A 12,595-nucleotide genomic window follows, 5' to 3' on the forward strand; every position below is an offset into this window, starting at 1 on the left:
CCCCCGCGGCCCGGCTCAGGCCCGGCGCGCTGCCGCCCGGTCCGCCAGGCGGCGCAGGGCGAGTTCACTCCAACGGAGGTTCTCCTCCTCGAAGGAGATGCCCCGCAGGAGGGTGAGGTACGGGCCGATGCGGTCGGTCTCGGCGAAGTACGCGTCCTCGGTGCGCCCGGCCAGCATCCGCTGCCGCAGCCGCTCGTAGCGGTCGAGCTTGGCGCGGGACCACTCCATCCGCTCGGCGACGGCCGCGCGCACCGCGTCGAGGTCGCCGACGTCCGCGCACTGCACCTTGACCATCAGCTCGTCCCGGATGGCGGTGGGCTTGGCCGGCGGCTCGGCCACATGGGCGCGCAGGGCCTCCGTTCCCGCCTCGGTGAGGGAGAACAGCCGCTTGTTGGGGCGGCGCTGCTGCTCGACGATCCGGGCGCTGATCAGCCCGTCGCCCTCCATGCGCTCCAGCTCGCGGTAGAGCTGCTGCGGTGAGGCCGTCCAGAAGTTGGCCACCGAGGCGTCGAACTCCTTGGCGAGGTCGTACCCGGACGCCTCGCCCCGGAGCAGGGCCGCCATGAGCGCGTGTCGCAGTGCCATGGCAGCCAAGCTAGCACCGGTGTTGATCACTCAAGGAAGTGACCATCGAGGCAGGCGGCCGCACGGCCCCGGTCGTCCGGAGGGCGTCGGCGATCTGACGACCTCGGTCGTCCGGAGGGCCGCGATGATCCGGGGGCCTCGGTCGTCCGGAGGGCCGCGATGATCCGGGGGCCCCGGTGATCGGCGAGCTTCAGCCCCTCACGGGCGCGGTGTCGCGCGGGGGTGACCGCACGGCCGCAGTCGTCCGGCAGGTCTAGGTGCCCCGGTGGGCCCAGTGATCCGGGGGGCTCCCACCCCTCACGGGCGCGGTGTCGCGCGGGGGCGACCGCACGGCCGCGGTCGTCCGGCGGGCCCCGGCCGTCCGGCGGGTCGCGGTCGTCCGGCGGGCCCCGGTCATCCGGCGGACTCCAGTCCCGTCGCGGACCGCGATGATCCGGCGGGCCCAGGTGACCCGACAGCTCCTGCGCACCTCGGCGCCGGCCGTCAGGCGATCAGGGCCTCGTCGTGCCCCAGGCGCTCCAGGAGGTCCGCGCGGTGCAGGGTGGCGACGGGGGCCAGCAGGTCGGGGTGGCGCAGGAGGGCCGCCGCCCGCTGGTCGTGGGTGTCCGGGTCGGTCAGCCGGCGGAAGCCCAGAGGGATCACGGGCGCGTGCTCGCCCTCCGTCACGGCGGCCACCCCCCGCGCGGCCAGGCCGGGGTCGGTGAGCAGACAGGCCGCCCAGCTCGCGACGACCTCGTCCACCCAGGTGCGCCAGCCGTCCGCGCCGGCGGCCTCGCCCGAGTCGGCGCCGGTGATCCAGTCCAGGCGGGCCGAGCCGCCGGGGCCGGCCAGGGAGACCAGGGCGGCGTCCATCGGCGTGGGGTAGCGCAGCCAGGCCGCCACGGTGACCGCCTGGCGGGCCTGCGCCTCGCACAGCGCGGTGGCCAGGGCACCGCCGCCGGGCGGGTAGGCGCACGCCAGCCAGCGGGCGGTCGCCGCGATGAGGGAGGAGAAGTCTGCGAGCACTGCCGGGCCGTCCGCGTCGCTTCGGTCAGGGGGCCAGACCACGGTAGCCCGCGCTCCTGCCCGCCGGACATGCCCGTGGCCCACCGGTTCAGTGGCCTCCACCACACGGGCACCACGCAGGTGCCGAATGCGCCGCCGCCCCAGGGGTACCCCGGGATCATGACCGGCATCGAACTGAAGAGCAGCGCTTTCGACGACCACGCCTACATCCCGCGCCGGTACGCGCTGGAGGGTGAGAACGTCTCTCCGCCGCTGGCCTGGTCCGGGGTGCCGGAGGACGCCGCCGAGCTGGTCCTGGTGTGCGAGGACCCCGACGCGCCGTCGGGGACGTTCGTGCACTGGGTCTGCGTCGGCATCGACCCGCACAGCGACGGAACGGGCACGGGCGAGCACCCGCGCGGCGGCACCGATCTGATGAACGGCTACGGCCGGCGCGGCTGGGGCGGCCCCCATCCGCCGCCCGGCGACGACGCCCACCACTACTTCTTCCGCCTGTACGCCCTCAGGGAGCCGTGCGCGCTGCCCGACGAACCCTCGGCGGAGCAGGTGCACCGGGCCGTGGAGGACAGGGAGGTGGCCAGCGGCACGCTGGTGGGCCTCTACCACCGGTGAGACGCGGGCCTCCACCACCGGTGAGACGGCCGGCCGGGCGTACCGCGGACCCGGCCCGGCCGTCGGCTCCTCCGCCGCTGCCCCACCGCCGGGGCGCCCTCGGGGGCGTGCCTGCGCGCGCACCCCGCGGCACTCGTCGCGCACCGGCCGGGTACCCGGGGCCGTGACGGCGAACCGCTCGAAGCAGGCGGACGGCCGACCGCCCGCCGAGCCGGTGACGCGGCGGCCGTGAACCAGCGTGAGAGGACCTGACCCATGTCCCTGCCCCTGACCGTCGACGCCCGCGAGCACGGTCTGTCCGGTGACGGCAGCACCGACGAAGGGCCCGCCCTGCAGGACCTCGTGGACAGGCTCGGCGCGGCCTGTGCCGCGGACGGCCGGCCGCGGGTGATCCACGTCCCGGCGGGCCGGTTCGTGATCCGCGACCGCCCGGTCGTCTGGCGCAGCGGCGTGTCGCTGATCGGGGCCGGACGGGGAGCCACCTGCTTCGTGCTGTGCAATCCGGGCGCGCCGGGGCAGCCGGTGCCGCTGGCGTGGTTCACGGCACAGGAGCACGGGGCGGGGCCCGACAACGCCCTGACGGACCTCACCTTCGCCCACTTCGAGGTGGACGGCTCGCGGGTGCACACCGAGCGCTACGACCCGCTGGCCAAGGGCCTCGGGCTGCAGTACGTACGCCGGGGCCGGTTCAGCGACCTGTACATCCACGACACGGCGGCGACCGGGTTCGGCTGCGACTTCCTGCAGGACACGGTCGTGGAGGGGGTGCTGGCCGAGCGGTGCGGACGGCAGGATCCCGGCGAGTGCATGGGCGGGGCCGGCATCGGGATCGGCATCGGCGGCTGGGGCCCGGTCGAACGGCTGACCGTGACCGCCTGCACGGCGATCGGCAACGGCACCAACGGCATCTTCCTGGAGCTCCAGCAGGAGAACTGGCCGCCGCCGCGCGGCATCCGGATCACCGCCTGCCACACCGAGGACAACCGCTACGGCATCTCCGACTGGGGCGCCGACGGCCTGGTGGTGTCCGCCTGCACGATGCTCGGCAACCATCTCGCGGGCTACGACGTGTCCTCGCAGGGCACCTCAGGGGTCGGCGGCCGGGGCGGCATCGTCACCGGATGCGTGATCGACGGCAATCTGCGCGACGGCGTCGCCATCGGCAACACCCCCGGCCCCTACGCGCTGCGCGGCAACCGGATCAGCGCGAACGGCCGGTACGGCTACTGGCAGCACAACCTGGAGGGCGGCGACCAGGAGCCCGCCGCGGACATCGTGCTGGAGTCCAACGACATCCGCGACAACGCCCTGGACGGCGTACGGATCGGCGCGGATCTGCGGGAGGCGGCGATCGCGGGCAACCGGCTGCGCAACAACGGCCGCCGTGCGGCACCTGCCACGGCCGGGGGCGGGGACGGCGTGCGCCACGGGCCGCTGTGGATCACGGACGAGCACGCCGACTGGCGTCCGGACGGGCACCGCGGCAAGCGGGTGCAGGTCGGCTCGCAGAGCGCGCTGGTGACGTACAACACCGAGCGGCGGCTCGCGCTCGCCCCGGCGCGGCCGGGCGCGGACACCGCCTGGGGCGAGGGCACCCCCGCGCCCGGCACCGCCTACCGGCTGCCCGACGCGCCGGCTCCGCGGGCCGGGGTCACGGTCGAGGCGCGGGTGTCGGGCCTCCAGCTGTACGACAACCGCATGTGGGACGACCAGAGCGACAAGACCCAGACCCACGGCGTACGCATCACCGCGGAGGGCACCTGGACCGGCGGCCGGTTCCACGGCAACGACCTGCGCGGCAGCGCCTCGGGCGACACCCTGCTGGAGTCGTCCCCGCGCGAGGTGGACCTGCCGGACGACGGCACCTGAGATCAGAGGACGACGGCGGGGTCCCCGACCCGCGCCCCCTGGCGCCGCAGCTCCTGCTGCACCAGCGGGTAGGGCACCTCGCGCGGCAGCTTCCCCGAGCTCGTGGAGAGTGCGGCGCAGACGCCCGCCGCCTGGCCGGTGGCCATCGCGATGGGCATCACCCGGTAGGAGGAGTGCGCCACGTGGGAGCCGGAGATGCAGCGCCCTGCGACCAGCAGCCGGTCGACCCCGCGCGGCAGCAGACAGCGCAGCGGGATGTCGTAGAACTGCCCCCGCGGGACGCGTTTGAGGACCGTGCCGGAGCCGCGCGGGTTGTGGATGTCGACCGGGTAGGCGCCGTGCGCGATCACGTCGGGGAAGGAGCAGGCGCCGAGGATGTCATGGCCGGTGAGGTGGTAGTCGCCCAGCACGCGGCGGGTCTCGCGGACCCCGATCTGGGTGCCGCTCTGCACGGTGTACGCCTCCTCGAAGCCGGGGACGCGGGTGCGCAGGAATCGGTCGATCTGCTCCAGCTGGCGGCGGGCCACGACCTCGGCGCGGGTCAGGTCCCACACGTCGATGCCGAGCGCCTTGGTGACCCGGGTGCTGTTGACGCTGAGCTCGCGCGGGTGGGGGGTGCCGAAGAACAGGATGTCCTCGCGGGACAGGCGCAGTTCGCCCGCCTCGGTGGCCTTCTCGACGAGGTCCCAGAGGCCGTGCACGCCGCGCCACTGGTCGGGGTGCTCGTGGACGTAGGCGGCGAATCCCTCCGGGTGGAAGTCGGCCATGCGGAACATCAGCGTCATGGGCTGCACCCGCCCGTCCTCGGGCCGGCCGATCTCGTACGGCGCTCCGGCGGCGACCGCGACGTCGCCGTCCCCGGTGCCGTCGACGACCACGCCGGCGTCGATCACGACGGGTCCCGACTTGGTCTCGAAGACGACCCGCCAGCCGTCGTCCAGGGGCAGCGCGGAGGAGGCGAAGGCGTGCAGCAGCAGCCGTACGCCGACCTCGTCCAGCAGGTCGAGGAGGACGAGTTTGAAGATCTCGGGGTCGAAGGGCACGGTGTAGCCGGTGTCCAGGGACGGCGGGATGCAGCCCCCGCGCGCGTCGAGCCGTTCCAGCAGCTTCCACAGGAAGCCCGCGACGACCGGTTCGCCCTCGCCGTGGTCGGAGGGCAGCAGCCGGTTGTCGCCGCCCGACTCGTCGAAGACGGCCTGTTTCTGCTCGTTGTGGAAGGACATCAGCGGCATCACCAGGGCCGCGGTGGCGTTGCCGCCGAGGAAGCCGTAGCGCTCGACCAGGACGACGTCGGCGCCCGCGTCGGCGGCCGCGTGGGCCGCCGCCGTGCCGGCCGGTCCGCCGCCCACGACGAGGACGTCGGTGCGGCCCCCGTGGCGGGCCGCCCGGGGCGGCAGGGTGACCGTCCGGGTGTCGCGGGGTGGTTCGAGGATCGGCATGGGTGTCTTCCCGTCCACTCGGTTGGGGGTGCGCGGGCCGTGCGTCAGGCTCCTTCGCCGTGGTGGTGCCGGATCCGCCCCGGTGTGGCCGTGACCCCGTCGACGCGGTCCAGCAGGACCCCGCAGCGGGCGCAGGTCTCGCCGGCCAGCTCGCGCAGCCGCCGCATCCGGCCCTCCAGCACGCTGCGGCGCTCCGGGAACTCGTCCCACAGCCGGTCCACCTCGGCGAGCATCAGCCCGGCCTGCTCGCGGGCCACGCCGACCAGCGCGGGCGCCCCCATCCGTCGGGCGAAGTCGAACACCTTGCCGGAGTACGGCAGCGGCAGCACGGGCAGCCCGGACAGCGCGGCGAACATCACGAAGTGCAGCCGCATGCCCACCACCAGGTCCAGGTGGTCCATGAAGCCGAGGATCTCGCCGGGGCTGTAGGTGTTGTGCAGGATGCGGCCGCGGTCGGGGGCGCTCATCCGGGACAGCACGGCGTGGGCGTGGTGGACGTCCTGGCGTTCCATCGGCACGAACACGACGTGGGCGTCCATGCGGCGGGTGAGGAAGTCGGCGACGTCGGCGAGCAGGGCGTGGTAGTCGCCCTCGTCCAGCTTCTCGGCCGCGCGGCCCGGCTCGCGGACGGACATCCCGACCAGCCGGGTGTCGGTGGGCAGGCCCTCCTGGAGCATCATCTGCTCGGTGAAGGGCTCGCGGGGCAGCAGCAGGGCGGGGTCGGCGGTGACGGTGATCTCGCACTCGACGCCGACCTCCTCAAGGACCAGGTGGCTCTCCTCGTCGCGGACCACCACCTCGTCCATGGCGGACAGCACCGTGCGCACCGCTTCCCGGTCGGCGGCCTCGCTGAGGGGGCCCGCGCCGACGGCGTAGGCGAAGGTGGGCACGCCCCGGTCCTGGGCGGCCTTCACCAGGCGCAGATAGCGCCGGGCCTCACCGTCGTAGAGGAATCCGCCGCCGCCGACGACCAGCAGGTCCAGGCTCTCCAGGGCGTCCAGGACGGGCTTTTGCGGGACGCCCTCCCAGTGGACGACCTCGTCGGCGTCCGGCCGGTGGAGGCGGGTGTGCTCGGCGTCGCGGCTGAAGACGACCAGCCGGGCATCGGGCCGGTGGGAGCGCAGGCAGCTGAGCACACACAGCAGGATCGCCTCGTCGCCGATGTTGAAGCCGCCGAAGGACCCGAGCACGCCGATCCTCGGCCGGGTCGACGTGGCGGGGGGCACACGGGGCTGGGTGAGGGCCATCCGGGACTCCTGTTCCGAGCGGGGACGGGACTTCCGGCGCGCTTCGCGGGGCCGGGGCTCGGGCCCGGGTTGCCCGAAGCGGTCGCAGGAAACCGACGAGCCTGGGACCGTGCGTGCGGCCCAGGTGCGCTGTTCCACGCCCTCGGCCCGGTCCCGGGGGACGCCCTAGTCCCGGGTGAGCAGCTGCGGGGACAGCTCCTTTAGCAGCGTGCGCGTCCATTGGATCTGGCGCAAGGTGCGTGGGCGGCAGGTGATCACCAGCTCCAGGAGCCGCTCGTCCCGGGCGGCCTGCGCGGCCCGGGCGAGCATCTCCCAGTGCAGGGAGGTGCGGGTGGCGGCCAGATGCAGTTCCAGCAGGTCGTCGAGGAGACCGGAGCCGCGCTCCGGGCGGCGGGCGCGGACGCGGGCCGCTCTGTCGCGCACCGGATGACGGACGACGGGCTTGCCGTCCACCCGGGGGACGGGCAGGTCGAGGCCGTACAGGCGGCCGGTGCGGGCGAGCCGGGCCCGGTGGTCGTGGGACCAGCGGGCCAGGTCGGTGGCGGCGTACTGGATCCCGTGGTCGCCGCCGTGGCGCTCCGCCGCGGCCGCCAGCCGTCTCTCCAGATCCAGCTCACCGTCGTACAGGGCCCGGAGCGTGTGCGCGACACCGTTCATGGGCTGCCGTTCCCTTCCGTGCGTGCGGCGCGGGCGATGTGTGCCGCACAGCGGGCGCACGGGGCGGGCCGCCGACGCGTGCACGCTCACCCACCGCGGCCGGCCCCCGGGGAACACGCGTTCGGAGTGTCCTGCCCGTGGCCGGTCGGCTGCCCCGGCGAGTACCCCACCCGCCAGGGGCGTCACGCTGCTCCGTACGGGCGCTACTGAGCGCAGGAGCCGTGTAGCGCGTCGCACCCGGGGCACTCGGGCGCCGGCGGGATCCGTCCGGAGCCCGTCGTGCTCACGCTGGAGGTGAAGGACATGGGTCACGGTGGGAACGTCATCGACGAGCTGATGACCGATCACCGGGAGGTCGAGGACCTGTTCGCCCGGATCGAGGCGCTGCCGTCAGGTGACAGGAACCAGCGCAAGATGTACGCCGATCAGGTCACGATGGAGCTGGTGCGGCACTCGGTGGCCGAGGAGGCCTACCTCTACCCGGCCGTGCGCGAGCACATCGCGGGCGGTGACGCGATGGCCGACCGTGAGCTGGAGGACCACGCCAAGGCCGAGCGGATCATGAAGGATCTGGAGGGCTGCGAGGCGGACGACCCGGAGTTCGACCGGCTGATGGGCGACCTGATGACCGAGATCCGCGCCCACGTGGCGGACGAGGAGCAGAACCTCTTCCCCATGCTGCGCGCGGCCTGTTCTCCCGAGACGCTGGACGACCTCGGCGACAAGGTCCGCACGGCCAAGAAGACCGCGCCGACCCGCCCGCACCCGTCGGCCCCCGACAAGCCGCCGGCCAACAAGCTGCTGGCCCCCGGCATGGGCCTGGTCGACCGGATGCGCGACGCGCTGACGGGACGCGGCAAGCCGGAGGACTGACCCGCCCCCTGATCCGGAGGGGCGTCGGCCAGGGCCTGTCGTTTGGATCAGGTCGGCCACAAGGGACTGTCGGCGCCCCTCCTGCCGCGTCCCGCGCCAGGGGACGGCCCGCCCTTCTCCGCCGGACGACCGCACCGCGCTCTCCGCCACGAAAAGCCCCGCGTCAGGAATGGCCCGGCCCCCCTCGGCGTTGTGCGGACCGCGAGGGCGGGACCGGGAACGAACCAGGTCCGGCACGCGCTCCCCGGTACCCGGCGGATGCCGACGGGGACCTCCAACGGCGTTGCAGACGAAGGGGCGTGGAATCGATGGCGGCGACGGGTCGCGACGTGTCCGGGACGGCCGGGACCACCGAGCTGGTGACCAGGTGCGGTCGCCGGATCGTGGTGAAGTGCCTCAAGCTGGTGCCTCAGGAGCGGCCGATCAGCCGCGTCACGCTGGACGTGGGCGGCCACCGGGACGGCGGGCCGGGCGTCTGGGCGTCGCTCACCGCGACGGAGGCCCGTGAGCTGGCCCGTCAGCTGCTCGAACGTGCCGACGTGGCCGAGCACGCCTCGGGCACCGCACCGGCGTCCGCCTGACGCCCCGGCTCCCGCCCCCGCGGGAGTGCTTCAGCCCAGGAAGTCCTCGACGGCCGTGACGAACCGCGGCCCGTCGTCGAGCCACGGGAAGTGCCCGGCTCCGGGCTGTACGACGAGACGCGCGTCCGGGAACAGGGCGGTGAGCTCGGCGACCGGACCGGGCGGGGAGTTCAGGTCCAGCTCCCCCGCGACCACGAGCACCGGCCGGTGGAAGGCGGCGAGTGCCGCGCGGGTGCCGTCCGGCTCGAAGGCCCCCTCGGAGCCGTAGACCGCGGCGGCCCGCTGGTTGCGCTGCGTCGTCTCGGCGGCACGGTGGGCCCGGGCGGCGGCGTCCCAACGGCCGTACGAGAAGGGCGCGATGGACTGCCGGCTTCCCTCCGTCGCCCGGCCGGCGACGATCTCCTCCAGCGCCGCGAACGCCTCCTCGAACCAGGGCTCGTCCCGTCTGAGCAGCGCGGTCTCCCGGCGCACCTCCCCCGGCACGGGCACGCCGGCGCCGAAGAGGCTCGGCGTGGCCAGCACCAGCCGGGCGACCCGGTCGGGGTGGCGCTCGAGGTACCGCAGGGCGAGGTTGGCGCCCGCGGAGTGGCCGAGCACGTCCATCCGCTCCAGGCCGAGATGCGCGCGCAGGGCCTCGACGTCGTCGGCCAGCCGGTCGCAGCGGTAGCTCTCCGGGTCCGCCGGCTCGGCCGACTCGCCGGTGCCGCGCAGATCGAGCATGATCAGCCGACGGTGTGCGCCGAGTCCGCCCAGCTCGCCCAAGTAGGCGGAGTCCTGCATCGGGCCGCCGGGCAGACACACGAGCGGCTCTCCCTGACCGGAGACGTGATAGGCGAGGGTGGTGCCGTCGAACGCCGAGAAGGTGGCCATGATCGCGACCCTGTCAGGCGGCGGATGCGCGCGGCAACCGCATTTCGGCGGGGCTGACATGGGGCTTCACCGGCGGAGCCCCTTCTCGGGCTTCCCACTTGCCTTCCCCGCGCGGACAGGTCCGCTTGTCCGACGAAAACCCGTTGCGGCGTGCGTCCCCCTCCCCCGACGCTGATCCCCATGCCCGCAACAGTCCGTCCGGCCACGCTCGCCGACGCGCCCGTCATCACCGAACTGCTCAACGCCGTCGACCTGATCGAGATCGGCCGGCCCGAGACCGATCTGCACACCGTCGAAGCCGATCTGAAGCACCCCGACGCCGACCTGGAACGCGATTCCTGGCTGGCCTTCGACAACGACAAGCTGGTCACCTACGGGCTGTTGTGGGACGAGTCGGGCGGCGAACGCATCGACATCGACCACTATGTGCTGCCCGACCACCAGGAGGCCGGCTTCGAGGTGCTCGCCGCGATGGAGGCCAGGGCGCTGGAGCGGGCCAGGTCCAACGGCGCCGCGCGGGCGGTGGTCCACATGCACCTGAACGTGCGTCCCACGACCGACACCGCGCGGCTGCGCGACCGGGGCTGGCAGGACGTACGCCGCTATCACGTGCTGCGCCGGCCCGTGGACCGCGCCGACGACCTGCCGCCCGCGCTGCCGGACGGCATCCGCGTACGGCCCTGCGCCACGGAGGCCGACAAGGAGCTCGTCCACCGGCTCTACCAGACGTCCTTCGCCCAGCACTTCGACTTCCAGCCGCGCTCCTACGAGGCGTGGCTCGGCGACATCGACGCCGACGCCCTGGACTGGTCCCTGGTGTGGATCGCGGAGACGGACGACCTCGGCGAGGCCGGCTTCCTGCTCTCGCGCAACGACCGCGAGGCCATGGGCTGGATCCGCAGCATCGGCGTCCTGCCCGAGGCGCGCGGCCGGGGCCTGGGCGGGCTGCTGCTGCGGCAGGCCTTCGCCGCGTTCGCCGCGCTGGGGCGGGACACCGTCGGCCTCGGCGTGGACACCTCGAACGCCACGGGGGCGCCGCAGCTGTACCGCCGTCACGGCATGGCGGTGCACTTCGCCGTCGACACCTGGGAGACGGTCCTCGTCTGAGGGGCCGCGGGGGCCTGGCGGTCCCGGGGGCCAGGGCGGCCCTCAGGGTCAGCTCGTCCGGAGTGTCTTCCTGGCCAGTTCGTACGCCGGGAGCATCTCCTCGTGCTCCTCGTCGTCCAGGCCGCCGAGATGGACGACGACCGGGCCGCTGTCGGTGACGACGGCGAAGGCGTGCTCCTGCTTGGTCTCCTCCAGCAGCTCGTCGGTGTGCCGATAGGCCACCTCGGCGCCGGTCACGCCGCTGTCGGCCTCGAAGGTGCGGTACCGCTGCCCTGCGTTGCCGTCCTCGGCGGCGACGAATGCCTCCAGCACCTCGCGCGGGTCGTCGGCGCCGGGCTCGCCGGTCCAGATCCGCAGGAAGCCGATGTGGCCGGCCGGCTTGGCGTCCACCTCGCACGCGGCGGAGACGGGGCCCTGCCGGAGCAGGTCGGCGACGGCCTCGCCGTCCCCGGGGGAGGCGGCGGCTATGGCCTCCGGCTTCCAGCCGGCGGCCAGGTCGAAGGTGACGGGCAGTTCACAGGCGGAGCCGGCCGCGCCGAGGGTGCCGCCCTTGGCGACCGCCTCGGCGCTCTTCCCGGCGGTCGCCGCGTCCGTCACCTCGGGCTGCTTCTCGGCCCCTTCGGAGCACGCCGTCAGCGCCCCCGCCAGCAGCGCCGCGCACACCAGACCCCGCCCCGCTCTTCCCGTCCCGACCCGCACGTCCGTCTCCCCTGCTCGTGATCCGGCGGGACACGATATCCAGGGGGGCGGGAGGAGTTCGCACCGAGGGCGGGTCAGATGCCGCAGGTGGGCGCCGACCAGTACTGGCTGTCGCGGTGATCGACGTGGGTGTGGTCGTCGTGGCCCGGGTAGCCGGGACCGAGGATGCCGCGGAAGCCGTGCGAGCGGGCCTGGCGGGCCAGGGTGCACAGGGAGTGCGGGCCCGCGCCGAGGTCGGCGGCGTCGCCGTACAGATGGCGGCTGTTGCTCGCGCCGCCGACGGCCGAGTTGCACGCGTAGGAGCGGAAGCCGCTGGTGACGGTGATCGGCTGGTCGCCGAGCGCGTGGCGCATCGCCTCCAGCTTCCACATGGTGCGCAGGGCGTTGGCCTTGGCGGTGGCCGCGCCCACCGCACCGCCGGACCAGTCGCTGTTGCAGCGGTTGAGTTCGGCGTAGGAGAAGTGGACCGGTGTGCAGTCGTCGTCCTGGAGGGCGTACAGCTTGTTGAAGGTGTTGCTGCCGGCGATGCCGTCCGCGGTCAGGCCGTACGCCGACTGGAAGCGTTTGACGGCGGCCTCGGTGCCCGGTCCGAAGGAGCCGTCGACGGCGAGGACGGCGCCGTAGCCGGCGTAGCCGCCGAGGCGGATCTGGAGCTGGGTGACGTCGGCTCCTGAGGAGCCCCGGGACAGGGTGCGGGTCCAGGTGTAGCAGCCGTCGGCGTGTGCGGTGCCCGCGGTGAGGACGGTCCCCGCGAACGTACCCGACAGGATCATGACAAGTGTGGCGAAGAGTCGAACCGTGCGTACGAGCATCTGCTCTCCTCTGCTGAGGTCCTACGGCACCACAGAGAGTGGCCGCCCATGTGACGCGCGTCAACCGCACCTGCGACGGCGGTGCGGATCCGCGCGAGACGTCCCGGAAAGCCCCTCGGCCGACCCCACGGGCACCGTCCGGCACACCCCGCCCGACCGGCGGTAACCCCTTGCGGAGCGGGCGATCCGCGCCCCGCACAACGGGGTTGGCCGCCGGATGCCACCTCCGCGTCGCGCAG

13 protein-coding genes are annotated in these 12,595 nt (G+C 73.9%); 5 read left to right on the forward strand and 8 right to left on the reverse strand.

The window, feature by feature from the left end:
• Nucleotides 1-15 precede the first annotated feature (15 nt).
• Both ACIGXJ_RS33595 and ACIGXJ_RS33600 read right to left on the reverse strand, forming a co-directional pair.
• A complete protein-coding gene (locus ACIGXJ_RS33595; RefSeq protein WP_399653605.1) occupies nt 16-585 on the reverse strand; it encodes a PadR family transcriptional regulator in 570 nt (189 codons plus the stop codon).
• Between the two features lie 483 nt (nt 586-1,068).
• Complete coding sequence (locus ACIGXJ_RS33600) at nt 1,069-1,590, reverse strand: hypothetical protein (protein ID WP_399653864.1); 522 nt, start codon at nt 1,588-1,590, stop codon at nt 1,069-1,071.
• Between the two features lie 159 nt (nt 1,591-1,749).
• Between ACIGXJ_RS33600 and ACIGXJ_RS33605 the strand changes: the two genes are divergently transcribed.
• Nucleotides 1,750-2,202: a YbhB/YbcL family Raf kinase inhibitor-like protein gene (locus ACIGXJ_RS33605; RefSeq protein ID WP_399653607.1), complete on the forward strand. Its 453-nt coding sequence runs from the start codon at nt 1,750-1,752 to the stop codon at nt 2,200-2,202.
• Nucleotides 2,203-2,457: 255 nt separating this feature from the next.
• On the forward strand, nt 2,458-4,071 hold the full coding sequence (locus tag ACIGXJ_RS33610) for a right-handed parallel beta-helix repeat-containing protein (RefSeq protein WP_399653609.1): 1,614 nt from the start codon (nt 2,458-2,460) through the stop codon (nt 4,069-4,071).
• 2 nt (nt 4,072-4,073) lie between these two features.
• On the opposite strand, the gene ACIGXJ_RS33615 is transcribed toward ACIGXJ_RS33610, so the two are convergent.
• From ACIGXJ_RS33615 to ACIGXJ_RS33625, 3 genes are all read right to left on the reverse strand, one after another.
• On the reverse strand, nt 4,074-5,510 hold the full coding sequence (locus tag ACIGXJ_RS33615; protein ID WP_399653611.1) for an FAD-dependent oxidoreductase: 1,437 nt from the start codon (nt 5,508-5,510) through the stop codon (nt 4,074-4,076).
• A gap of 44 nt (nt 5,511-5,554) precedes the next feature.
• A complete protein-coding gene (locus ACIGXJ_RS33620; protein WP_399653613.1) occupies nt 5,555-6,757 on the reverse strand; it encodes a polysaccharide pyruvyl transferase family protein in 1,203 nt (400 codons plus the stop codon).
• Between the two features lie 165 nt (nt 6,758-6,922).
• Entirely contained in the window at nt 6,923-7,414 is a 492-nt protein-coding gene (locus ACIGXJ_RS33625; RefSeq protein ID WP_399653616.1) for a hypothetical protein, read from the reverse strand.
• 303 nt (nt 7,415-7,717) lie between these two features.
• Here ACIGXJ_RS33625 and ACIGXJ_RS33630 point away from each other — a divergent pair, with 303 nt between their 5' ends.
• A complete protein-coding gene (locus ACIGXJ_RS33630) occupies nt 7,718-8,287 on the forward strand; it encodes a hemerythrin domain-containing protein (protein ID WP_399653618.1) in 570 nt (189 codons plus the stop codon).
• A 308-nt stretch (nt 8,288-8,595) separates the two neighbouring features.
• Nucleotides 8,596-8,868, forward strand: coding sequence for a hypothetical protein (locus ACIGXJ_RS33635; protein ID WP_399653620.1), 273 nt, complete (start codon nt 8,596-8,598; stop codon nt 8,866-8,868).
• A 30-nt stretch (nt 8,869-8,898) separates the two neighbouring features.
• On the opposite strand, the gene ACIGXJ_RS33640 is transcribed toward ACIGXJ_RS33635, so the two are convergent.
• A complete protein-coding gene (locus tag ACIGXJ_RS33640; protein WP_399653622.1) occupies nt 8,899-9,738 on the reverse strand; it encodes an alpha/beta fold hydrolase in 840 nt (279 codons plus the stop codon).
• Between the two features lie 180 nt (nt 9,739-9,918).
• Here ACIGXJ_RS33640 and ACIGXJ_RS33645 point away from each other — a divergent pair, with 180 nt between their 5' ends.
• A complete protein-coding gene (locus ACIGXJ_RS33645) occupies nt 9,919-10,845 on the forward strand; it encodes a GNAT family N-acetyltransferase (protein WP_399653625.1) in 927 nt (308 codons plus the stop codon).
• 48 nt (nt 10,846-10,893) lie between these two features.
• Here ACIGXJ_RS33645 and ACIGXJ_RS33650 read toward each other — a convergent pair whose 3' ends face one another.
• Nucleotides 10,894-11,544: a lipoprotein gene (locus ACIGXJ_RS33650; protein WP_399653626.1), complete on the reverse strand. Its 651-nt coding sequence runs from the start codon at nt 11,542-11,544 to the stop codon at nt 10,894-10,896.
• A gap of 74 nt (nt 11,545-11,618) precedes the next feature.
• On the reverse strand, nt 11,619-12,356 hold the full coding sequence (locus tag ACIGXJ_RS33655) for a D-Ala-D-Ala carboxypeptidase family metallohydrolase (protein WP_399653628.1): 738 nt from the start codon (nt 12,354-12,356) through the stop codon (nt 11,619-11,621).
• Between the last annotated feature and the right edge of the window lie 239 nt (nt 12,357-12,595).

This window comes from Streptomyces sp. NPDC053367, assembly GCF_044545925.1.
Lineage (GTDB): Bacteria > Actinomycetota > Actinomycetes > Streptomycetales > Streptomycetaceae > Streptomyces.

Coding starts and splice junctions, on each gene's coding strand:
- ACIGXJ_RS33615 (WP_399653611.1), bottom strand. CDS start 5,510: ATGCCGATCCTCGAACCACCCCGCGACACCCGGACGGTCACCCTGCCG.
- ACIGXJ_RS33605 (WP_399653607.1), top strand. CDS start 1,750: ATGACCGGCATCGAACTGAAGAGCAGCGCTTTCGACGACCACGCCTAC.
- ACIGXJ_RS33645 (WP_399653625.1), top strand. CDS start 9,919: ATGCCCGCAACAGTCCGTCCGGCCACGCTCGCCGACGCGCCCGTCATC.
- ACIGXJ_RS33620 (WP_399653613.1), bottom strand. CDS start 6,757: ATGGCCCTCACCCAGCCCCGTGTGCCCCCCGCCACGTCGACCCGGCCG.
- ACIGXJ_RS33610 (WP_399653609.1), top strand. CDS start 2,458: ATGTCCCTGCCCCTGACCGTCGACGCCCGCGAGCACGGTCTGTCCGGT.
- ACIGXJ_RS33640 (WP_399653622.1), bottom strand. CDS start 9,738: ATGGCCACCTTCTCGGCGTTCGACGGCACCACCCTCGCCTATCACGTC.
- ACIGXJ_RS33595 (WP_399653605.1), bottom strand. CDS start 585: ATGGCACTGCGACACGCGCTCATGGCGGCCCTGCTCCGGGGCGAGGCG.
- ACIGXJ_RS33655 (WP_399653628.1), bottom strand. CDS start 12,356: ATGCTCGTACGCACGGTTCGACTCTTCGCCACACTTGTCATGATCCTG.
- ACIGXJ_RS33630 (WP_399653618.1), top strand. CDS start 7,718: ATGGGTCACGGTGGGAACGTCATCGACGAGCTGATGACCGATCACCGG.
- ACIGXJ_RS33635 (WP_399653620.1), top strand. CDS start 8,596: ATGGCGGCGACGGGTCGCGACGTGTCCGGGACGGCCGGGACCACCGAG.
- ACIGXJ_RS33625 (WP_399653616.1), bottom strand. CDS start 7,414: ATGAACGGTGTCGCGCACACGCTCCGGGCCCTGTACGACGGTGAGCTG.